At 43.3% G+C, this 21,798-nt stretch carries 18 protein-coding genes; 7 read left to right on the forward strand and 11 right to left on the reverse strand.

Features of this window, described 5'->3' with window-relative positions:
• Positions 1-54 precede the first annotated feature (54 nt).
• The 3 genes from NMG86_RS19670 to NMG86_RS19680 all read left to right on the forward strand — a co-directional run bounded on the left by NMG86_RS19670 (position 55) and on the right by NMG86_RS19680 (position 1,286).
• Complete coding sequence (locus tag NMG86_RS19670) at positions 55-357, forward strand: ceramidase domain-containing protein (RefSeq protein ID WP_237157130.1); 303 nt, start codon at positions 55-57, stop codon at positions 355-357.
• Positions 347-712, forward strand: a complete 366-nt coding sequence (locus NMG86_RS19675) for a hypothetical protein (protein ID WP_237157129.1) — start codon at positions 347-349, stop codon at positions 710-712. Before NMG86_RS19670 ends, NMG86_RS19675 begins: the two co-directional genes overlap by 11 nt.
• A 130-nt stretch (positions 713-842) precedes the next feature.
• Positions 843-1,286, forward strand: coding sequence for a retroviral-like aspartic protease family protein (locus tag NMG86_RS19680; protein WP_026785490.1), 444 nt, complete (start codon positions 843-845; stop codon positions 1,284-1,286).
• A 121-nt stretch (positions 1,287-1,407) separates the two neighbouring features.
• Here NMG86_RS19680 and NMG86_RS19685 read toward each other — a convergent pair whose 3' ends face one another.
• Both NMG86_RS19685 and rimI read right to left on the reverse strand, forming a co-directional pair.
• Positions 1,408-3,885, reverse strand: a complete 2,478-nt coding sequence (locus NMG86_RS19685) for an ATP-dependent Clp protease ATP-binding subunit (RefSeq protein ID WP_026785489.1) — start codon at positions 3,883-3,885, stop codon at positions 1,408-1,410.
• Positions 3,886-4,281: 396 nt separating this feature from the next.
• Complete coding sequence (gene rimI, locus NMG86_RS19690; protein ID WP_026796327.1) at positions 4,282-4,899, reverse strand: ribosomal protein S18-alanine N-acetyltransferase; 618 nt, start codon at positions 4,897-4,899, stop codon at positions 4,282-4,284.
• A gap of 460 nt (positions 4,900-5,359) precedes the next feature.
• Here rimI and rsfS point away from each other — a divergent pair, with 460 nt between their 5' ends.
• Positions 5,360-5,776 carry a ribosome silencing factor gene (gene rsfS, locus NMG86_RS19695; RefSeq protein WP_026785487.1) on the forward strand — a complete coding sequence of 139 codons (417 nt, stop codon included), beginning with the start codon at positions 5,360-5,362 and terminating at the stop codon, positions 5,774-5,776.
• Between the two features lie 15 nt (positions 5,777-5,791).
• Here the strand turns inward: rsfS and NMG86_RS19700 are convergent, their stop codons facing one another.
• The 4 genes from NMG86_RS19700 to NMG86_RS19715 all read right to left on the reverse strand — a co-directional run bounded on the left by NMG86_RS19700 (position 5,792) and on the right by NMG86_RS19715 (position 8,577).
• Entirely contained in the window at positions 5,792-6,049 is a 258-nt protein-coding gene (locus NMG86_RS19700) for a tetratricopeptide repeat protein (protein WP_081692402.1), read from the reverse strand.
• Entirely contained in the window at positions 6,024-6,959 is a 936-nt protein-coding gene (locus NMG86_RS19705; RefSeq protein WP_026796328.1) for an NAD-dependent epimerase/dehydratase family protein, read from the reverse strand. Before NMG86_RS19705 ends, NMG86_RS19700 begins: the two co-directional genes overlap by 26 nt.
• A 337-nt stretch (positions 6,960-7,296) precedes the next feature.
• Entirely contained in the window at positions 7,297-7,518 is a 222-nt protein-coding gene (locus NMG86_RS19710; RefSeq protein WP_026796329.1) for a hypothetical protein, read from the reverse strand.
• A 66-nt stretch (positions 7,519-7,584) separates the two neighbouring features.
• Positions 7,585-8,577, reverse strand: a complete 993-nt coding sequence (locus NMG86_RS19715; protein WP_026785484.1) for a ribose-phosphate pyrophosphokinase — start codon at positions 8,575-8,577, stop codon at positions 7,585-7,587.
• A gap of 185 nt (positions 8,578-8,762) precedes the next feature.
• Between NMG86_RS19715 and NMG86_RS19720 the strand changes: the two genes are divergently transcribed.
• A complete protein-coding gene (locus NMG86_RS19720) occupies positions 8,763-10,754 on the forward strand; it encodes a serine/threonine-protein kinase (RefSeq protein ID WP_043936754.1) in 1,992 nt (663 codons plus the stop codon).
• Here NMG86_RS19720 and NMG86_RS19725 read toward each other — a convergent pair.
• From NMG86_RS19725 to NMG86_RS19745, 5 genes are all read right to left on the reverse strand, one after another.
• Entirely contained in the window at positions 10,731-12,437 is a 1,707-nt protein-coding gene (locus NMG86_RS19725) for a response regulator (protein WP_026785483.1), read from the reverse strand. The genes NMG86_RS19720 and NMG86_RS19725 overlap by 24 nt on opposite strands.
• 113 nt (positions 12,438-12,550) lie before the next feature.
• Positions 12,551-13,405 (reverse strand): response regulator transcription factor, encoded by an 855-nt coding sequence (locus NMG86_RS19730; protein ID WP_499103717.1) that lies wholly within the window; start codon positions 13,403-13,405, stop codon positions 12,551-12,553.
• A 602-nt stretch (positions 13,406-14,007) separates the two neighbouring features.
• Positions 14,008-14,424, reverse strand: a complete 417-nt coding sequence (locus tag NMG86_RS19735) for a response regulator (protein ID WP_237157128.1) — start codon at positions 14,422-14,424, stop codon at positions 14,008-14,010.
• Between the two features lie 390 nt (positions 14,425-14,814).
• Positions 14,815-15,189, reverse strand: coding sequence for a response regulator (locus NMG86_RS19740; protein ID WP_026785481.1), 375 nt, complete (start codon positions 15,187-15,189; stop codon positions 14,815-14,817).
• 52 nt (positions 15,190-15,241) lie between these two features.
• The gene (locus NMG86_RS19745) at positions 15,242-18,679 is read right to left on the reverse strand and encodes a PAS domain S-box protein (protein WP_026796330.1); all 3,438 of its coding nucleotides are present in this window, start codon (positions 18,677-18,679) and stop codon (positions 15,242-15,244) included.
• A gap of 446 nt (positions 18,680-19,125) precedes the next feature.
• Between NMG86_RS19745 and NMG86_RS19750 the strand changes: the two genes are divergently transcribed.
• Both NMG86_RS19750 and NMG86_RS19755 read left to right on the forward strand, forming a co-directional pair.
• On the forward strand, positions 19,126-19,269 hold the full coding sequence (locus NMG86_RS19750) for a hypothetical protein (RefSeq protein ID WP_158295758.1): 144 nt from the start codon (positions 19,126-19,128) through the stop codon (positions 19,267-19,269).
• A 284-nt stretch (positions 19,270-19,553) separates the two neighbouring features.
• Positions 19,554-21,704, forward strand: a complete 2,151-nt coding sequence (locus tag NMG86_RS19755; RefSeq protein WP_026785480.1) for a polyribonucleotide nucleotidyltransferase — start codon at positions 19,554-19,556, stop codon at positions 21,702-21,704.
• Positions 21,705-21,798 lie beyond the last annotated feature (94 nt).

Consider the following 21,798-nt stretch of genomic DNA (forward strand, 5'->3'; position numbering starts at 1 on the left):
TTGCTCTTACTCTCTTTTTTGATTCATCAAGATAAGCTATTGAGGAAGTTAGTTATGGATTATATTGATTTGTACTGTGAACGTTTGGCTCCAGGTTTAACAGGTGAACCTCTCAATGCTTTGTCAAATGTTGCTTTTTTTATTGCAGCTTTGGCTATCTTAAATTTAGCCCGTCATCAACAAAAGATTGCAACTGAAATTTGGCTGCTCATAGGATTAATGCTTGCTATTGGAACCGGAAGTACCCTATTTCATACCTTTGCCACTCAATGGTCAAATAGGCTTGATGTTATACCTATTCTTTTGTTTCAACTGTGCTTTCTCTGGCTATACACTCGTCGAAATTTTGAGAATTAAACCCTTATTTACAGGGATTTTAATTGCTGGATTTGTATTAGCCAGCCAATGGAGTCAACAATTTTTTCATCTTCTCAATGGTTCCTTATCCTATGCTCCAGCATTGCTAATTTTAGGCAGCTTAGGAATTTATCACTATCAACAACAAAAGCAAGAACCGTTAATTTTATTAGCAGCAACAGGGGTTTTATTTGTGGCTTTGTTTTTCCGTACCCTGGACAAAACAATCTGTCCTGAGTTTCCCTTGGGAACTCATTTTCTCTGGCATCTGTTGAATGGTGTTGTGCTGTACTTATCCACACGAGGATTGATTTTGAACTGGGTAAAAACCGAAGATTGTAAAGTAGTTATGTAACGAATCAGGTAATCCTTCAGAAACAGCCTGACGGATCAAGAAACCCAGTTTCTTGATCCCACGCGATCGCCTTCAAAAGAAGTTACAATTAAAAGACGCAACAACTCCAACTCTTAAGTAGGAGACAAATATGCAAATCCAAAGCAACATTGAAATGGGAAAAGTTTTCGCCACTCTAACAATTACTAACCGCGCCGACCAAATTCGAGCAGAAGATGGGACAATTTTACTAGAGCAAATTCGCTCAATCACCCTCAAAAATGTATTAGTAGACACGGGTGCAACTACCCTATGTTTACCACAAGATGCGATCGCCAAATTGGGACTAAAACTCCTAAAAGAAGTGGACGTAGCCACCGCTATGGGTATTGGTAAAGCCAGAATTTTCCAAGATGCCAAAATATCAATGTTTGAGCGGGAAGGAACCTTCGAGTGCTTAGAATTACCAGGAGGTAAAGATGCTCTTTTAGGAGTCATACCTTTAGAAGCTTTGGGGTTAGAAATCGACTTACAAAATCAAACCTTAAAGGCGTTACCCATCAGTCCAACAGAAACTTATTTAACAATTTTGTAGCAGAAGAAGGAGGAAGCAATTAAGAACGTCCTAACATCGAAGATTGGGCTAAAGCCCAACAACAAAAAAAGCCCCTCGATTGTTGGGCGAGGGGTTTAAGAAAAGATATAATTAAAATCAATTAAGACTCAGCGCCTTGGGGTAACAATTCCCGACTGGTGCGACTTTGGGACACCACCACTTGAGCGTTTTCATCGATATCGACAACAGCAGTATCCCCTTCTTTGATCCGTCCAGACAGAATTTCTTCTGCTAAACTATCTTCGAGTAACCGCATAATGGCTCGACGCAGAGGACGCGCCCCGTAACTGGGGTTGTAGCCTTCCTCCACTAACCGCTCTTTGAACTTGTCCGTCACTTCCAAGGTAATGCCTTTTTCGAGCAAGCGTCCGAAGACTTCTTTTAACAGGATCACGGCAATTTCCTTGACTTCTTCCTTATTCAACTGACGGAAGACAATAATTTCATCCAAACGGTTGAGGAACTCAGGACGGAAATATTGTTTGAGTTCTTCATTAACCAAGTTGCGAATACGGTTATATTGGGCATCGTTTTGGTTTTCCGAGAACTCAAACCCTAAACCACCGCCACCTTTTTCGATCACCTTCGATCCAATATTAGACGTCATAATGATCAAGGTATTCTTGAAGTCCACCGTCCGACCTTTAGCATCGGTCAAACGACCATCTTCTAAGATTTGCAGCAACATATTGAAGACGTCGGGGTGGGCTTTTTCGATTTCATCAAATAGCACCACCGTATAGGGACGCCGACGCACCGCTTCGGTGAGTTGTCCGCCTTCGTTGTATCCCACATAGCCTGGAGGCGACCCAATTAACTTGGAAACGGTGTGACGTTCCATGTATTCGGACATATCTAAGCGCACCATCGCGTCTTCTGACCCGAAGAAATAGGCTGCTAAGGCTTTGGTTAATTCGGTTTTACCCACCCCAGTCGGCCCAGAGAAGATAAAACTAGCGATCGGTCGGTTGGGGTTCTTCAGACCGACCCGGGCGCGACGAATGGCACGAGAAACGGCTTTAACGGCTTCATCCTGACCAATTAAACGTTGGTGCAGGGTTCCTTCCATATTCAGCAGTTTCTCGGACTCAGACTCGGTGAGTTTGTTCACCGGAACTCCTGTCCAACTAGCCACAATTTGGGCGATGTCTTCTTCGGTGACAACGGGGCTATCGTCTTCGCTGCGGGTAGTTTCGGCTTTCTTGGTTTGACTAATAGTCCGAATTTGAGCCTTAATTTCCATTTCCCGATCGCGCAATTCTCCCGCCCGGTCAAAGTCTTGGGAACGCACCGCCTCGTCTTTTTCTTTAAGAACTTGGCGCAGTTCTTTGTCCAATTCTTTGGCCGCCGGAGGCAGTTGGGAATTGATTAAACGCACCCGGGAACCCGCTTCATCCATTAAGTCAATAGCTTTATCGGGTAAATAGCGATCGCTAATATAACGATCCGACAGTTTAGCCGCCGCTTCGAGGGCCTCATTGGAAATTTTCAGTTTATGGTGTTGCTCATAACGTTCGCGCAACCCAAACAGAATTTCAATGGTTTCGGAAACCGAAGGTTCACCCACCATCACGGGTTGGAACCGACGTTCGAGGGCCGCATCCCGTTCAATGTGTTTGCGGTATTCATCTAAGGTCGTCGCCCCGATGCACTGCAACTCGCCCCGGGCTAAGGCGGGTTTGAGGATATTAGCCGCATCGATCGCACCTTCGGCCGCCCCCGCCCCGATCAGGGTGTGGACTTCATCTATAACCAGGATGACGTTACCCGCAGTGCGGATTTCATCCATGATTTTTTTCAACCGTTCTTCAAATTCCCCTCGATATTTGGTTCCGGCGACCAGTAACCCAATATCTAAGGTGACAACCCGTTTATCCTCTAAAATATCGGGAATATCGTTCGTGGCAATGCGTTGGGCCAAGCCTTCGGCGATCGCAGTTTTACCAACACCCGGTTCCCCAATTAACACTGGGTTATTTTTGGTACGCCGACCGAGAATTTGGATCACCCGTTCGATTTCTTTTTGACGACCGACCACCGGATCGAGTTTACCTTCGGCGGCCATTTGGGTTAAATTTGATCCAAACTCATCTAAAGTTGGGGTCTTGGTGCGACTGCTACTACCTCCGGCGGCAACTTCAGCCGTTTCACCCAACATCCGAATTACTTGAGTCCGAACTTTCGAGAGGTCAACCCCAAGATTTTCTAAGACTCTGGCGGCGACGCCTTCCCCTTCCCGGATCAGACCGAGAAGTAGGTGTTCCGTGCCAATATAGTTATGTCCCAGTTGCCGGGCTTCTTCCAAGGACAGTTCTAGGACTCTTTTGGCGCGAGGGGTAAAAGGAATTTCGACGGCGACAAACCCCGAACCTCGACCAATGATTTTTTCCACCTCGATCCTGGCATCTTTGAGATTGACTCCCATTGATTTCAGGACTTTGGCTGCAACGCCTGTCCCTTCGCCGATCAGACCCAGGAGGATCTGTTCAGTTCCCACGAAGTTATGCCCCAGGCGACGTGCTTCCTCCTGGGCTAACATGATGACTTTAATGGCTTTTTCTGTGAAGCGTTCAAACATGGCTAATTCCCATCACCTGTTGCTTACCCGTTACGCTAATTTTAGCGTGAGACTTCTAACTTCGGAAAAATTAAAAAGTTGACTCAAAAACGAAAGGGTTCATTTTTGGACTTTAATTTCTCGCTGAATCCGTTTCTAGGTCGGCGTTGTCAGGTTTTGCTTCCAATCGGAATTGTTTTCCCCATTGGCGTTGACCTACAACTTGCCCTAGAGAGTTCTGTAAACTACCCACAGGGATCAAGATTTCAATAGGTACAGCCTACCCTAAATTTAATTTTGATTCTGTATAGAGGTTGTCTCTCTAATAGCCTCAACTGTGTTGAGGCTAAGGATTACTTTCGATTTTAATTGATTTATTGATGGATTCTAGCACATTGATTTCAGAACCGTAGTAGCTTAGATCGGGTTTGTAAGCTCCGTGGTTAACTTTAAACAAATTTCTTGATACCAGTGATACAGAATTTTGGGAAAATGAGGATGATGGAGATCCCCTCGCCACAAAATTAGGGCATCTTCTCCGGTATCTTGATAATATCCTTTACGACGTCCTGCTTCTTTAAAGCCAAATTTCTTATATAAATTAATCGCAGGTTGATTAGAAACTTTCACCTCTAGGGTGGCTCGTTCTAGTTTACGTTTCCAAGCCGATACTAATAATTGAAATAATAACGCCTGACCTAAACCTTTGCCTTGATATTCTGGATCAATCGCTAAAATAGTAATATGAGCTTCCTCTAATATTGCCCACAAACAACCAATTCCGATTAATTCATTCCCTGAATTTCCTCCATGATTTAATTCTATTTTAGGTAATTGAAACTCTTCTTTTTTATGTTCACTATTCCCTATTTCTTGTTCCGGTTTCCAGATAATTAAATCACTATTCGGACTATCTATTTCCCGTTGATAACCGTCTTTTGTCCAAAGTCCCCCTAAACACCGTTGATCGAGTTCCACCACAGCAGAAAGTTGATTTTCTGTTAACGGTTTTAGTTCTAAATATTGTTTTCCCATTTAAACGAACATCTTCTAACTAACCTTCTATTCTATTGTAACGCATTGAATAACTAGAGATTATGATCGAATAGTAATTTCATACTTGGATTAAAACGGATAACAAGATCTGAATATTCCATTAACTCAAATATTTTTTTTAAATTAAGATTTAAAACCCTTTGCCCATAGTAAACTACTGCCCAATTAGTCACCGTATAAAGATATTTGAGAGATTGAAAACGAGCGTGTCTTTAGACCTGAGAGTGTCAACCGACTCCTATTGGGTTTTTTCCTAAAACTGAATCTTCCAAAATCGAAAATAATGATTACAATAATCACTATATAGCAATCCTATTTGAGTTATAGGAATAAATGGGCCTGAAACCCAGGCACAGCAAGGAGCCAATATTAGAACCTATTTAGGATTGCTATATCTTGATTTGATTGTTACCCTTGATTTATGAGGAAAAAAAACTGAATGGTTGATCATACCCAAACCCAATATGCTTCTAAGCAAATGATATCTGGCGCTAATGTTGATGAGCATACCAGTCGGGAAACTGCCCTAGTCGCAGCCCGAGCCGCAGATGACCGGAAAGCAGATAATATTCTGGTTCTGTGTGTGTCAGAAGTCTCTTATTTAGCGGATTATTTTGTAATTGTAACCGGTTTTTCCCAAGCTCAACTCCGGGGAATTTCTCAAGCGATTTCAGACCAAGTAGAAATAGAATTAGAACGACTTCCCCTGAGAGTCGAAGGCCAAGGCGAGGGCAACTGGGTTTTAATGGATTATGGTGATGTGATTGTCCATATTTTGTTACCTGAAGGACGGGATTTCTATAAATTAGAGGCATTCTGGGGTCACGCCGAGCGAGTCAATTGGCAATCGGATTAATTAAACTCTAAAATCCTATTGAGAAGAAGCATCATCCGTCTGACTCGTAGGATTTATTTGACTATTCAATGCTTGAATTTCTTTTTCTACCTTTTCTTTCGCTTCCTTTGCTGCTGGATAATCTGGACGATATTGTAAGGCTTTTTGATATGAAGAAATAGCCTCTTGGTAATGCTTTAAGTTCCCTAAAGCATTACCGCGACGGTACAAAGAGTTCCCTCGATAGCTTCTTTTACCCTGTCTTGTTTTAACGATTAGCGATAATTTCATCATCCGTTGAAAAATCAACTTCTGTTTGATCTAAACCTCGGGCTAAATAATCATTTTCAAAGGCATCTTTTAAACCGGAAATTAAATCAAATTCGGGTTTCCAGTTTAAATCTTGGATAGCTTTATGCACATCAGCAAAAAAGTGTTGAACTCGCATCGGAAATGCTTTACGTTTGCCAAAATCAAACTGTTTAGGATCGTAATGAATCAGTTGAATTGTATCCAATGATTTCCCCGCAGCCATAGCACAGGCCTTAGCTAAACCATCGAAGGTAACATAACGTTCTCCTGAGATATTATATACCTGACCAATAGCGTTTTGATTCCCTAAAACCGCGGCCATTGCGGTGGCTAAATCCTTGACATGACCTAACTGGGTAAGGTGAAATCCATTCCCCGGAATCGGAATTGGACGACCCGCCACAATCCGATCAAAAAACCACGATTCTAAGGGATTATAATTTAATGGCCCATAAATATAGGTAGGGCGAATTGATGTCCAGGGTAAATTTTGGGCTTGCAAATAACTCTCGGTTTCGTATTTACCTAAATGACGACTTTTCGGGTCAGTTGCATCCCCTTCAATATGGGGCATTTGATCGGATTTTAAATACACTCCCGCCGAACTCATATAAATAAAATGTTGTACCCGATCTTTAAATAAATCTGCGAGGGGTTTTGTATCATTTAGTTCTCGTCCATTATTATCAAAAATGGCATCAAATTGTTCGTTAGCAAGTTTTTCTTGAATTTGGTTGGCATCGGTGCGATCGCCATGAATTTGTTTAATTCCTTCAACGGGTGCAGGTTTTTTACCACGATTAAATAGAACAACTTCATGCCCTTGTTCAACTAATATTTTAGTTAAATAAACCCCGATAAATCGGGTTCCACCCATGATTAAAATTCGCATTTTTATCTCCTAAAAAATTTCAATAATTCCATAGAGGCGTGAACGCCTCACTACGAAAAAAATTCCGGTCTAAAACCAACAATTAATAAATATAAATTGCCCCGGTATTTTGAATATTAATTGCATTATCTCCGGCAACACCAGCCGCCGTTTTTACGGTGACATTAACCTGATTATTTTGCACATCAATTCTATAATCCAGAACGGCGGCTCTAGCGATAGAATTAATGACAATATCAGAATTAACCGGAACATTATTAATTGTAAATTGGCCCCCTGGAGCAATTTGAGTATTCGTTTTTCCGGTAGTTAATCCCGTTTCTAAATTATATCCGGTTTAATTCGTAATAGTAACAGTTATCGGTTGATTAGGATTAATTCTGGCTACGGGTTGCCAAGCCCCAGGGGTATAGGTTTGGGCGGGAGTTCCCTGAATTACGGGTACTGGAATATCAATTGGATCTTGAGCTTGAACGGAGGACAGGGATAAAAAAATAATCCCCATACCGAAACAACCTGTTAACAAAAAAGGATGGAAAGGATTAGGGAATTTGATCATGGATTTCACCGAGCATAACTGATCACTGATTACTGATCACTGATTACTGATCATGCGGATACTTAATTAACGGAACATACTGCTCACAGAGCTATCTTCATGTATCCGCCAAATCGTTTCACCGACCAAATTAGCAACAGATAAAACTTTTAACTGTTCAAACTGTTTCTCAGGTACGATCGGAATTGTATTAGTCACAATGACTTCCTCAAGTAACCCACTCGATAGACGTTCGATGGCAGGGGGAGAGAAGACCGCATGGGTGGCGCAGGCGTAGACTTGACGCGCTCCTTCTCGACGGAGTAAACGAGCGCCTTCACAAATCGTTCCAGCCGTGTCAATCATGTCATCGACTAAAACGGCGGTTTTACCCTTAACATCACCAATTACATTCAGAACTTCGGCGACATTATGGGCTTGACGGCGTTTATCAATAATCGCTAGGGGTGCGTCATTGAGTTTTTTAGCAAAAGCTCTAGCCCTGGCGACTCCACCGACATCAGGGGAAACAACCACGAGATCGGGTAACTGTTTGCTGATCAGGTAATCCAAAATTACCGGAGAACCATAGACATGATCAACCGGAATGTCGAAATACCCTTGAATCTGGGCTGAGTGTAAATCCATGGCCAGAATCCGACTAGCACCCGCTTCAGTAATCAAGTTGGCCACTAATTTTGCGGTGATTGACTCACGACCTGCGGTTTTGCGATCGGCTCTAGCATATCCGTAATAAGGGATAACGGCTGTAATTTGACGGGCAGAAGCCCGTTTACAGGCGTCAATCATGATCAATAACTCCATTAGGTTGTCATTGACCGGATAACAGCAGGGTTGAATCAAATAAACATCACAGCCTCGAATGGACTCTTGAATCTGGATGTAAATTTCTCCATCAGCGAATCGCTTACGAACCATTGGCCCTAAGTCAATTCCTAAATAACGGCTTACCTCTAGGGAAAGAGGAATATTTGCCGACCCCGAAAATAGTCGTAACCGACCATGATCAGCAACCAATGGCTCAGAATAAGGAAGGGGCAATATAGCAGAACGGATCACAGCTAACCCTCACAGTTCATTCACAGTTCATTTGTCACAATTTTATCATGAATTTATCGGTAATCGGTAATCCATAATCGGTAGTCTGTTATCAGTGTTAACCTTGAGGATTGTGCCTAAGCCTTATAATATAAGGAATTAATTTTTTATTAGTGGTTTTCCCCAATACTCATCTCCATTTACGCATGACTCAAACTGCTATTCCCGTTGGAACAATTCTGCAAAACCGTTACCGCTTGATTAGCATTTTAGGTCAGGGGGGTTTTGGTCGTACCTATTTAGCTGAAGATCAAGGAAGGTTTAACGAGCGCTGCGCCCTGAAGGAATTTATTCCTGTCCAAACCGGAACCTACGCCCTACAAAAGTCCCAAGAACTATTCCGCAGGGAAGCGCAAATTCTCTACCAAATTCGTCATGCTCAAATCCCACAATTTGGAGCGGTTTTTGAAGAAAACCAACGGTTATTTTTAGTTCAAGATTATGTGGAGGGCAAAACTTATCACGCCCTATTAATGGAGCGAAAAAATACCACTTCGGGTTTTCCCAAAACCTTTACAGAGGCAGAAATTGTGCTGTTTTTAAGGCAAATGTTGCCGATTTTAGCTCATATTCATAATTTAGGAATTATTCATCGAGATATTTCTCCTGATAATATTATTTTACGTTATCAAGATCAACTCCCGATATTAATTGATTTTGGGGTGGTGATTGAATTAGCTACCCGAATTAATACCCCTGATTTAACCTTACCTCCGGCGACTCGGGTGGGAAAATTAGGTTATGCACCTTTTGAACAAATTCAAACCGGACAGGCGTTTCCCAGTAGTGATTTATATGCTTTAGCGGTGACGGCAATTGTTTTATTAACCGGGCAAGAACCCCAATATTTATTAGATCAAACGACTTTATCTTGGAATTGGCGACCCTATACTCAGGTTAGTTCTAATTTTGCTCAAATTATTGATAAAATGTTAAGTCGGCAACCGAGCGATCGCTATCAATCGGCCCCAGAAGTTGAACAAGCCCTACAAACCCTAAATCAGCCGTTGAATTTTCCCCCGACACAGCAAAATCAACCGCGTCCGACTCCTGTACCGACTCCCCAAACTTCTAACCCCGATTTTTCTCAACTTCCCACCCTGGCGGTAGGACGGCCGTTAGTAACTCCACAGGTAAAACAGCGAGCCCAGAATAATCATAGTCCTGTGGTTCCCAACAATCCCCAACTTCCTGACCCTGATGTTTTGGGATCTCAACCTATCTGGGAAAAACCCGCAACGATAATCGTGGTGGGTGTTTTGGTCGCTTGTTTAGCGGCTTGGGGTTCCTGGGCTTTAGTAAAAGGATTGCTTAAAGCCAATGATCGTTCCCCTGATGATAAGTCTTCCCAGGTGAATCCGCCCAGCGCGAGTCCGTCTATTCCCTTACCCGGAATACCATTACCAAACTTGACACCGCCTCCGAATTTACCATCCCCGCTTCCGACAACGACTCCAGCAGGGGTGCCAACATCCTCCACAGAACGCCTAAATTTGGCTGTTGATGAGTTACAGGTGTTTAAGGGTAATCTCAAGGCGAATCAAACTATTAATTATGTGGTTCCTGCGGAAGCGGGACAACAGTTTTATGCGTCTGTCAGTGGAGATGGAGTGTTATTAACGTTGGTTGGCCCAGATCAACAACTAATTGATCAAGCCGCATCGGTATCTTTATGGAAGGGAACTCTCCCTTTAAGCGGGGATTATACGGTGATTCTCAAGGCTATCCCTGGACTACCCGAAAGCAACTATAAGTTAGAACTGACTTTAATTAATACCCTTTCCCCGATTATTCCCCCGGAACCCGCACCTGAACCCATTCCCTCTGCTGAACCTGAACCGATACCTCAACCAACTTTTGCACCTGAACCTGAACCGATACCTCAGCCAACTTTTGCACCAGCACCCCAACCCACACCACAACCCACACCACAACCCACACCCCAACCCACACCACAGCCCACACCACAGCCCACACCCCAACCCACGCCCGAACCTACACCCGAACCTACTCCACAACCTACACCCGAACCTACTCCGATTCGCGCACCCGAACCTACCCCGGAACCAACCTTAGAACCAAGTCCCACCCCGGAACCTGCCAAGGAAGGAACCCTAGCACCGAGTCCCGTTCAGTGAAACTGAATCTAAACCTACCTGACCCGATATCAATACTCGATTTCGTCCCATTGCCTTAGCTTGGTATAGGGCGGCATCGGCTGCTACATAAAGTTCCTGCAATTTAGTACAATTCCGAGAATACTCAACAACTCCCGCGCTAAAAGTAACCCGAAATGTCTCGTAATTCGCACCAGTAAACTCCTGCTGACACCAGGTTTCCAGAAAGTTAGTCAGTCGCTTTGCCCCCTGCTCTTGGGTTATACCATATAGACCTAAAACAAATTCCTCGCCACCCCAACGAGCTACGATATCTTTAGGTCGAAAAAACTGCTTTAAGTATCTTCCAAAAAGCTCAAGAACTCTATCTCCTGTTTCGTGGCCGTGTTGATCGTTGATGTGCTTAAAGTGGTCTAAGTCCAGAATCATAAAACATAAAGGCTGATTTTGGCACTCTGCCAGATGTATTAATTTCTCTAGTTCTAAGATGGATTTGCGCCGAGTCGCAGTCCCTGTTAGTTCATCAATGTCGGCAAATCGGTGTAGAGTTCGGATTCGTTCTAGGCGGTTTAGGATACGAGCCATCAGTTCTGGCCCAACAATCGGTTTCTGGACGTAATCATCTGCACCGACAGCAAACACCTGATGTACAATATCAGCATCTTTATGACCGGAGAGAAACAGCACAGGCAAATCACTCCAGCGCGGATCGCTGCGAACAACCTGACAGAGTTCAATGCCACTAAAACCAGGCATCTCTATATCTAAAATCAGCAGGTCAGGTACAATGGTGGCTAAGGTTTGCCAAAATTGCTGGGGGTCTGCCAAGGTTTCGACCTGAAAGCCCCAAGGTGTCAGCAGATTATATAAGGCTGCCAGTATGTAGAGATCGTCATCTACAATTAGAATTTTGGCTTCTGGTTTCTGGGTGCGGTTGAGTTCCTGAGTCGCCGCTTTGACAATTGCTTCCGGGCTAATCGGTTTTTCTAAAAAGATATTTCCGCCCAAACGCGCTACTTCTACCCGATCTCTTAATTCATTCTTTGCTGTCAGGACTAATACGGGAATGCTGGGAGCTTGTTGTGCTAGTTCCGCCAGTAGGGTCAGCCCGTTTTCCTGGCTGTGGGAAAAGGCGAGGTCTAAAACGATAATATCAGGTAAATGAGACGAAATTGATCTTTTTGCCGTTGTCAGGTCTGTTACCACTTCCACATGAAAACCCCAAGCGTTCGCTTCGAGTTTGATCTGTTCAGTCAACAGGACATCATCATCGACAACCAGCAACCGACCTGACCCAATCTTGAAATTGGGAGTTGTCGCCGTTGTAGATGGTTTATCTTCCACAGCTTGCTTGAGACGGATCACCAATTCTTCAAGCTGCCGAGCCTGATATTTACCCAAAGGCTCTAATTTGAGCAACTGTTCGATCTGTCGCGCTACCTCTGAACCTTTCGGTACGCCCAAGGAACCCAGTGAGCCAATTAAGCGATGAGTTTCTGCTTTAACAGAGGCTTGTAGTTCCTGATCCAGAGTTCCGGTAGTGAGTTGGGCGATCGCTTGCTCGAATAGCGCCATCCGTGCTTCCCAACTTTGTTTAAATTGGCCCCATACCTGTTGCAATACTTCCTGCAATGCGGCTTGAGCTTGCTGCTTGTCGGGGGTCGGGACGGGAACTGGATGTGGTAATGTCTCTATGGGTTCCATCTCCTGTCCAAACTTCCTTGGAAAAGGGGAATCTTCCTGATTTTCTGTATCTAATTCTTTTTCTATTCCTCCCCCTCTTGGTAAGGGGGGGACAGAGGGGGGGGCAGATATTTCTAATCCTGGGGAATACCCCCCGGCTCCCTCTTGGTAATGGGTGGATGAGATATTTCTAATCCTGGGGAATACCCCCCCGGCTCCCTCTTGGTAATGGGTGGATGAGATATTTCTAATCCTGGGGAATACCCCCCCCGGTCCCCCCTTGGTAATGGGGGGAGAGAGGGATCATTTTTTTCGGTTGGTACTTTCAGCCGATAGCCAAATCCGTAGACAGTATCAATTAAATTTGTACTAATTCCGGCCGCTTTGAGCTTCTGGCGCAAACCCTTGATTTGGGTGGAAACCGCATCTTCTTGAGGAAATTCGCCACTGGGCCAGATGTGATCTAGGATGGCACTCCGGCTGAATATCCGCAGGGGATTTCGCAGGAAAAGCTCTAATATGCCGTACTCTTTCGGGGTCAGGTGTAAAAGATTTCCTTGATAAGTCACTTGGTAAGCATCTGGGTGTAGTTGAAGATTTTCCCAGGTCAACACCGTTTTTAAGGTAGAATTGCCCCGTCGCAATAAGGCCTGAATCCGAGCAATTAATTCTGATAGTTCGTAGGGCTTGGTCAGATAATCATCGGCTCCGGCCTCTAAACCCCTAACCCTGTCGGTAATGTTTTCCTTTGCACTTAATAGTAAAATCGGTATTTGTAAGCCGAGCGATCGCAATTGGCGACAAAGACTAATTCCATCCAGATTAGGAAGAATAATATCCAACAGAAGTAGATCGTAGTGAATGGCTTGAACCAGTTCCAAACCCATACTACCATCCGCCACTGTCTCAACAGTGTAGTGATAGGTCGTGAGTTCTTGTGCTAGGATCTTAGCTGTCGTCTGATCATCTTCTACTAGCAGAATTTTCATGAACTGACTCCTTTTTTTTCCCTCAATGAGCCTCAAAGTTTACAATTGATTGAAAACCAAAGTTTTTTGTTTAGCATTATTAACTTTAATCACGCTACTGTAATGACTCAGGTGGGTGGCTGTTTCTAATGATTTACCTAGAATAATATCATAATTTGGTATTTATTGATAACAATATCAGCAATAACAGTAGATTTATCTGGAGCGAATGTGCTTAACTAAAGTATCAGAGCAACAAGGGCAATTAGGAATCAGCATTTTATGATCTTTTCACTCCTTAAAATAGAGAATCGGAATTTGCATAGGTTGTTTTTATGAAGAACTATAACAATCCTAAATAGGTGCTATAGGAAATTCCTATACTTTAAAGATTAGGATAGAAAGTTGAGGAAACTTTGAGGGAAATTTTTTTTTGAGTTTTCTGTAAAACCTTTCAACCCCAAAACCCATTACTGATCACGGATTAAACGGATTACACGGATTACAAGGATTACACCCTATTGAATCACCTTAATTCTCTAAGAGGGGATGAAGAGGACTAAGTGGATTAAGTGGACTAAATCCGTGAAATCCGTGAAATCCTCTTAAATCCGTGATCCCCATTACCCATTACTTTGGGTTTCCGTGTTCCAGCCGAGAGCGTTGGCGATTTGGGGAACTAGAGTCATAGAATTAAAAGGTTTAGCGATCGCACCCTTGACTCCGAGCTCCTGAAACTTTTGCGGTTCAGTCAAACTCTTTCTGGCGGTTAAAAATACCACTGGGATAGACTGAGTGACGGAATTAGCTTGTAGCTTTTTCAATAGAACCAAACCATCCATTTCTGGCATCATTAGATCGAGTAGGATGGCATCAGGTTGCTCAGAAACTGCTTTAGATAAACCTTCTTGACCGGAAGCTGCCAATAACACATCCCAACCCCCTAGTGATTCCAGACAAGCTTTCACAATTTGTCGGACGTGGGTTTCGTCATCAATAAATAAAATTCGTTTAGTCTTAATATCCATTATGGTAATCATGTTTGCTACACTCCCTGCTATAGCCACAAAAGCCATCAGGTTCAACTGAATTCAGCCTAGTGAAATCATTACGGCATAAATGTAAAACAACAAATTGAGGAAATGCGGGGGGTAAATTAACAGTTATAAAATCCAATAAGATATCCAGCGATTGAAATCGTGGCTACACAAACGAAGTCCGCCTACGCGGACTATTAACCTTCTTTAATCAAGAGTTCGTTCTTCGATTAACCTCCTTTGATCAAGGGGTTTTAAACCCGCGCAGGCGGGTTTTGTTTGTGTAGCCACGGTTTCAACCGATGGATCACTATTAACTATTAACTATTAACTATTAACCTCTTTTGATCAAGGGTTTTGTTTGTGTAGCAACGGTTTCAACCGATGGATCACCTACCATCCCAGGGTGGAAGCAACTTGCTCCGCCAATGTCAAAGGGTCAAAGGGTTTAGAAATCACTCCAACAACACCGATTTTCGCAAATTGGTCTAAGTCAGTGGACTGTACCTTAGCAGTGAACAAAATCACAGGAATTGCTTGAGTTGCTAAATCTGTTTGTAATACACCGAACAGCGTGAGTCCGTCCATGTCGGGCATCATTACATCTAATAAGATGGCATCTAGCTGTTGAGTTTGGGCGATATTAAGTCCTTCTCTGGCGGATAAAGCGGTTAGTGTTTCCCAACCTCCTAAGTGTTCCAGACAAGCCTGAATCACGGTACAGAGATTAATTTCGTCATCAATCACCAGAATGCGTTTTTCTGGCATCAGCAGTAGTTGTAGTTAAAGGTATATAACTAAAATAGCATTGATAGCGGGGCTAATCGAGAAGTTTTGGCAAGGTAAAATAGAAGCTACTGCCCTCTCCGACAATGCTTTCCACCCAGAGTTTGCCGCCGTGTTGTTGGACGATGCTTTTAGAGATGGCTAAACCCAAACCCGTCCCTCCTTTTTGGCGGGAATCTGAGGCATCGACCTGCTGAAATCGTCCAAAGATAGTTTCTAACTGATCGGCCGGAATACCCCGTCCTTGGTCTTTGACTTCAAATAAAATCTGGTCAGCCTGGTCTTGGATACTCAGGGTAACTGTAGTTTCCGGGGGTGAAAATTTAATTGCATTACTAACTAGATTAACTAGAGTTTGAATAATCCGATCATGATCTACAAAAACTTGAACAGAAGTTGGTTCAACCAATAGCAATATCTGACTTTCTTCGGCCAAAGATTGCACGGTTTCAACAGACTGTTCCATTAGTGTTACCAGATCACACCATTGCTTGACTAAATTAACTTTCTGTGAATCTAGGCGCTCTAAATCGAGAATGTCATTAACTAAACGCACTAAGCGTTCGGTATCGTGAACAGCAATGTCTAACATCTTTTGAGCCGATTCCGGTTGGTTTTTGAAGACCCCCGCAGCAAGTAATCCTAGAGAGCCGCGAATTGAGGTCATCGGTGTTCGCAGTTCGTGACTGACAATGGAGATAAACTCACTTTTCATTGTTTCAATCGCTCGACGTTCAGTGATATCCTCCACTGTTCCGACGTGACCGATTAATTGGCTGATAGTCTTAGATAGGGGAGATATTCTCATCTGAGCAAAACGAAGGGTTCTGTCTTGATGGAGATAGCGAACCTCCGCCGAGAATTCCCGTTGCGAGGATAGGGTTTGTGACCATTGCTCAATTAACCCCTCTCGATCTTCTGGGTGAACGAACTCTAACCAACCCTCTCCCAAGGCTTGGTCAAAGGTGTAGCCACAGATAGCCTGACATCTGGGATTGGTATAAGTACAGCGTCCCTGGGCATCCATGCGGAAGATACCGATGGGAGAGTTCTCACTTAAAGAGCGAAATTCGGCTTCACTTTGTTGTAAGGCAGTTTGAGAGCTTAAGAGTGCGTGAGTTCGTTGTTGAACTCGAATTTCTAACTCCTGATTCAGTTGCTGTAAATTGGCTTCAGCTTGTTTGCGTTCTGTAATATCTCGCTGCACTGCTACCCAATTGGTATAGCAGCCTTTTTCATCGGCAACGGGTACAATACTGAGTTCTACCCAGAAAGGGGAGCCATCTTTACGATAATTGATCAGGTCAACTTGCAGGGGTTGCCAGTTTTGCAGGGCTGTGTGAAGTCGAGCTAAAACTGTCTTGTCTGTTTTTTCGCCTTGTAAAATTCGTGGGGTTTTACCTAAAACTTCTTCTAGGGTGTAGCCCGTCATGCGGGTAAAAGCAGGATTGACGTAAATAATCCGAGGGCTAATCAGATCGATTTCGGTAATTACGATGGAATCATTAGTGGAGATGACAACGGATTCTAACAGGCGGAGTTGGGCTTCTCTGGCTTTGCGATCGCTAATTTCTACCACAGTCCCCAGCATCCGCACCGGATTACCATCGCTGTCATAGAAAAATTTGCCCTTGGCCTCAATCCAATGGATACTACCATCAGGCCAAACTACTCGGAATTGATGCTGATAATCCTGTCTTTCCAGGCGTGCTTGCTCTACGGCTAAAAGAATTGCTGCTCGGTCTTCTGGATAAATACAAGATTCAAACGTTTCAAAAGTGCCATCAAAGCTTCCAGGTTCCAACCCAAATATTTTTTCATGATCGCTTGACCAAATCATCTGATTCGTCAGCAAATCAAAATCCCAAATTCCCATTTTTACTGCTGACAAAGCTAAGGTTAATTGTTGATTAACTTTGGCAAGTTCATCGGCTTTGCGTAACACAATTCCGACAATCGCACTTCTGAGTTCTAAAGCTATGTCAATTTCACATTGCTGCCAAGGTAAGGACTTAAATCTAACTGTTTCTTGCCACAAATCAAAGGATTTACGCGGGGTTAGACGCTGATTTCCATTCTGTTCAACTTCAACGGGCTTATTCGGATTACCTGCCCAGTTTACCGTTTGAATAACTTCAGGACGAAACCACAAAACATAATGCTTTTGTATATTATCTATAGGTAGCACCAGCACCCCACTACCAACTTGTTTAAATTTCTCAGCGACTGGATATAGTTTGGGTAAAGAATCTGTATAAAAAATATCTTGCTTAATTGTTTTTGTGAACCAATTTATTAATTCTTGAATATCAGCTAATTCAGGAGTTTGACCAATCAGGGTTAAATTTTCATCAGTAAAAATGGCTGCTCCTTGAGCACCTACTAAGTCTAATAAGTTAGTTTTCTCCTTGAGTAAACCGTCTAAAAAACTATCTTCTTGGGAAATCGCTTCGACAAACTTAGACTGAATTGAGTTTAATTTTATTCGATAATCTAAGGTTTCATTGTCTTCTTTATAAGTCAGTTTTAAAGCCATGACTTTTCCTAAAAGTTCGCAAGCAGTACGGATTTCGTAGGGAATATATTTCGGTGACTGATGATGACAAGCAATTAATCCCCAGAGTTGTTGATTCCGAATTAACGAAATTGTCATTGTAGCTCCAACGCCCATATCCATAGTTTTGAGATACTCAATATGTATGGGAGAAACACTTCTTAAAACACTAAAACTGAGATCAATGGGCTGGTTTGTAACTGGATTATTAACAGGAATTAGTTCTACGGGTTGGTAATTTATATCAGGAATTAACCTAAGTAAATTTAGCTTATATAATTCCCTTGCTTGCAGGGGAATGTCTGAAGCTGGATAGTGTAAACCCAGATAAGGAACCAATTCTTCTAATTTATCTTCAGCGATGACCATCCCCGATTCTTCTGCGTCAAATTGATAGATCATCACTCGGTCAAATCCTGTCAGTTTCCGCACTTCTTTGACAATTACTTGACATAGTTCATTCAAAGTGAAGGTTTTTTGAATTTTGGCAATCGGTGTTTGAACTAAATGATATAGACTCCAAAAATCACTAAATTCTTTTGAGGTAACTGGTTCTAATTCCATAATTAGCAATCCATTAGAACGATGAAAAATACCATCAAAGAAAAGTTTTCCTTTTGGAGTATTAATAGATAATTTGAGCGGATTAATTGTTCCCAGTTCTTCAGCTAATTTTTTCTGAATTTCCTCAATTAGTCGTGGTTTGAGAATTTTCTTTAATTTCTTTCCTAAGATTTCTTGCGGGTGAATACCGAGAATCTGAAAAATATTATTGCTAACTTGTAATATTTCTAGCTGAGGTTCTTGCAAAACAAAAAGAATTCCGTGACTCTGAATCAATCCGGGGATGTGAATTGGTTCTCGATCACAGTTAGTTAAATCTACTGTTTGTGGGAATGGAGGATTTGTTTGATTCATGTTCGGATTCTGGCTTAGGAAATTAGCGATCGCAACTTGCTGAAGTGCTACTTATACTATCGGTAGATGTTTATAGAATAAATTTTATTCTTCTAATATAACAGGTTCTATGGGGAAATTATAACTGTGTAATATTTTCAGGACTTACGCAAATTTGGGGATGTAACCCTAAATGTAGGGGTAATTCATGAATTACCCCTACATTTGATAGCGGTGATGCGTAAGTTCTGATTTTATTTGTTAAGTGGTTACTGGAGAGAATTGTGAACAAGACTTTATTAATTGCTGGAACTGATACTAATGTTGGTAAAACCCTATTGAAAACGGCGTTAATTTCCTATTGGTAAACCTATTATTCTTCTCGAAATTTAGGGGGTTTTAAACCGATGTAAACGGGAATTGGAGAAGGGAAAAATAGTCGATTTAAAGTTAGTTTAGTCGCAGTTATGTCAGTTACAACGGAGTCGGGATTTTGTATTAATAGAAGGGTTCGGTGTGCGTTAGGTGCGATCGCCCAGGCGGTGGCTAATGTGGCTTTAGCTCGACAAAGGGGGGGTATTTTTGAAAGGTTAGAACACGGAATTATTTGATCGAGAGGGTCAGCAACTATAATAAAAAATTGAACTTAGGTTTCTAAAACACAAAGATCAGTCAAAATCAACCTCAATCGGTGAGGTCGGATGAGATTGAAGATCAGAAACCTCAGTCCAACTTTAAAATTCCCTCTGTTGCTAGTGAAATCGCGACTAGAAAACTGTTAACTGTTCATGACCAAGGGTTGATTGCGAGGGTTTACTACTCCCTACCCGTGCTCATCACCGTGTTACGATGGCGACAGAGAGAGAATAGTGGAAGAAGAAGGAAGATAAAATACATGGAAGAGATCATTAAGTCGATATCCTTTGATGGAAGGGATATTCGACTCAAAATAGGTTTACTTGCGCCACAGGCAGGTGGAGCCGTATTAATCGAGTCTGGAGATACATCAGTTCTAGTGACTGCGACTCGCGCCGAAGGTAGACCCGGATTGGACTTTCTGCCCTTGTTGGTGGACTATGAGGAGCGACTGTACGCGGGGGGAAGAATTCCAGGGGGATTCTTACGCCGGGAAGGTCGTCCACCCGATCGCGTTACCTTAACCAGTCGTTTGATTGACCGTCCCTTACGTCCTCTGATTCCCCATTGGTTGCGGGATGATATTCAGGTTGTGGCCACAACCCTGTCGATGGATGAACAAGTACCCCCGGATGTTTTAGCGGTGACGGGTGCTTCTGTAGCGGTGATCTTGGCAAGAATTCCCTTTTTTGGCCCGATGGCTGCGGTACGAGTTGGGTTAGTCGGAGATGACTTTATTATCAATCCGACTTACCGGGAAGTCAAAAATGGGGATTTGGATTTAGTCGTGGCGGGTTCCCCTGATGGCGTGGTGATGGTGGAAGCGGGTGCGAACCAACTACCGGAACAGGATATTATCGAAGCGATCGACTTTGGTTATGAAGCGGTTTGTGATTTAATCAAGGCCCAAGAGGAATTAATGCGGGACTTGGGAATTGAAATTAAACCACAGGAGCCACCAGAGGGAAATCTAGGGTTAATCCAGTTTGTCCGCGATCGCGTCACTCTCCCGGTTAAACAGGTTCTCAAACAACATGATCTGGATAAAACCGCCCGGGATGCCAACCTAGATAAAATCAAGGCAAGTGAGGTGATTGCTCCGATTGAAGCTCTAGCCACAGATGATCCACTCCGGGTGGCGGTGGCTGAGGATTCTAAGTTGGTGAGTCAGATTTTCAAGGACATCACCAAAACCTTGATGCGTCAGCAAATTGTTGAAGATAGCGTGCGGGTGGATGGTCGTAGCTTGGATCAGGTGCGTCCGGTATCTTGTAAGGTCAGTTGTTTACCAAAACGGGTACATGGTAGCGGTTTGTTTAATCGCGGTTTAACTCAAGTGTTGTCAATTGCCACTTTAGGGACGCCCGGAGATGCTCAGGATTTGGATGACTTGCATCCCCAGGAAGAAAAACGCTATATGCACCACTACAATTTTCCCCCTTATTCGGTTGGGGAAACTAAACCCATGCGATCGCCTGGACGTCGGGAAATTGGTCATGGAGCTTTAGCGGAACGGGCCTTAGTTCCGGTATTACCTTCTAAGGATCAGTTCCCCTATGTGATTCGGGTGGTTTCAGAGGTCTTATCTTCTAACGGTTCAACTTCTATGGGTTCGGTCTGTGGATCGACTCTGGCGTTGATGGATGCCGGGGTGCCGATTTCTAAACCCGTGAGTGGGGCGGCGATGGGATTAATTAAAGAAGGGGAAGAAGTTCGGATTCTCACTGATATCCAAGGAATCGAGGACTTTTTAGGAGATATGGATTTCAAGGTGGCGGGGACAGATACCGGAGTCACTGCCCTACAAATGGATATGAAAATCACCGGGTTGCCGATGAAGACGGTGGCGGATGCCATTCATCAAGCTAAACCAGCCCGACTGCATATCCTAGAAAAAATGTTGGAGGTAATTGGCAAACCTCGTTCGGATTTGTCTCCCTACGCTCCTCGGTTATTAACCTTAAAAATCGATCCCGATTTGATTGGTTTGGTGATTGGGCCTGGAGGGAAAACCATTAAGGGGATTACCGAAGAAACCGGAGTCAAAATTGATATTGATGATGATGGTACGGTGACAATTGCTTCCACCGATAGCGAAAATGCGGCTCGCGCCTATCAAATCATTCAAGGCATGACTCGCAAACTGAATACCGGGGATGTGTATGTGGGCCGAATTACTCGGATTATCCCGATTGGGGCATTTGTGGAATTACTTCCTGGTAAGGAAGGGATGATTCATATTTCCCAGTTAGCAGATTATCGGGTTCCTCGGGTTGAGGATGAAGTCTCCGTCGGGGATGAAGTGATTGTCAAAGTTCGGGAAATTGACAGCAAAGGTCGGATTAATCTTACCCGTCTGAATATTCACCCCGATGAAGCTGCGGCTGCACGGGCGGCAGGGGCGAAATAGGTTAGGGGGAATGGGTAATGGATCTGTGTTTTTATCCTAGACTAGATCCCCCTAAATTCCCCTGAAAAAGCAGCATATTTTACAAAATTGGGGA

Origin of the sequence: Planktothrix rubescens CCAP 1459/22 (assembly GCA_904830895.1) — a bacterium.
In the GTDB taxonomy this organism is placed as follows: Bacteria; Cyanobacteriota; Cyanobacteriia; order Cyanobacteriales; family Microcoleaceae; genus Planktothrix; species Planktothrix agardhii.

What these genes read in the sequence shown, in the direction of transcription:
- NMG86_RS19670 (WP_237157130.1), top strand. Translation starts at nt 55, where the DNA reads ATGGATTATATTGATTTGTACTGTGAACGTTTGGCTCCAGGTTTAACA.
- NMG86_RS19680 (WP_026785490.1), top strand. Translation starts at nt 843, where the DNA reads ATGCAAATCCAAAGCAACATTGAAATGGGAAAAGTTTTCGCCACTCTA.
- NMG86_RS19685 (WP_026785489.1), bottom strand. Translation starts at nt 3,885, where the DNA reads ATGTTTGAACGCTTCACAGAAAAAGCCATTAAAGTCATCATGTTAGCC.
- rimI (WP_026796327.1), bottom strand. Translation starts at nt 4,899, where the DNA reads ATGGGAAAACAATATTTAGAACTAAAACCGTTAACAGAAAATCAACTT.
- rsfS (WP_026785487.1), top strand. Translation starts at nt 5,360, where the DNA reads ATGGTTGATCATACCCAAACCCAATATGCTTCTAAGCAAATGATATCT.
- NMG86_RS19700 (WP_081692402.1), bottom strand. Translation starts at nt 6,049, where the DNA reads ATGATGAAATTATCGCTAATCGTTAAAACAAGACAGGGTAAAAGAAGC.
- NMG86_RS19705 (WP_026796328.1), bottom strand. Translation starts at nt 6,959, where the DNA reads ATGCGAATTTTAATCATGGGTGGAACCCGATTTATCGGGGTTTATTTA.
- NMG86_RS19710 (WP_026796329.1), bottom strand. Translation starts at nt 7,518, where the DNA reads ATGATCAAATTCCCTAATCCTTTCCATCCTTTTTTGTTAACAGGTTGT.
- NMG86_RS19720 (WP_043936754.1), top strand. Translation starts at nt 8,763, where the DNA reads ATGACTCAAACTGCTATTCCCGTTGGAACAATTCTGCAAAACCGTTAC.
- NMG86_RS19725 (WP_026785483.1), bottom strand. Translation starts at nt 12,437, where the DNA reads ATGGAACCCATAGAGACATTACCACATCCAGTTCCCGTCCCGACCCCC.
- NMG86_RS19730 (WP_499103717.1), bottom strand. Translation starts at nt 13,405, where the DNA reads ATGAAAATTCTGCTAGTAGAAGATGATCAGACGACAGCTAAGATCCTA.
- NMG86_RS19735 (WP_237157128.1), bottom strand. Translation starts at nt 14,424, where the DNA reads ATGATTACCATAATGGATATTAAGACTAAACGAATTTTATTTATTGAT.
- NMG86_RS19740 (WP_026785481.1), bottom strand. Translation starts at nt 15,189, where the DNA reads ATGCCAGAAAAACGCATTCTGGTGATTGATGACGAAATTAATCTCTGT.
- NMG86_RS19745 (WP_026796330.1), bottom strand. Translation starts at nt 18,679, where the DNA reads ATGAATCAAACAAATCCTCCATTCCCACAAACAGTAGATTTAACTAAC.
- NMG86_RS19750 (WP_158295758.1), top strand. Translation starts at nt 19,126, where the DNA reads ATGTCAGTTACAACGGAGTCGGGATTTTGTATTAATAGAAGGGTTCGG.
- NMG86_RS19755 (WP_026785480.1), top strand. Translation starts at nt 19,554, where the DNA reads ATGGAAGAGATCATTAAGTCGATATCCTTTGATGGAAGGGATATTCGA.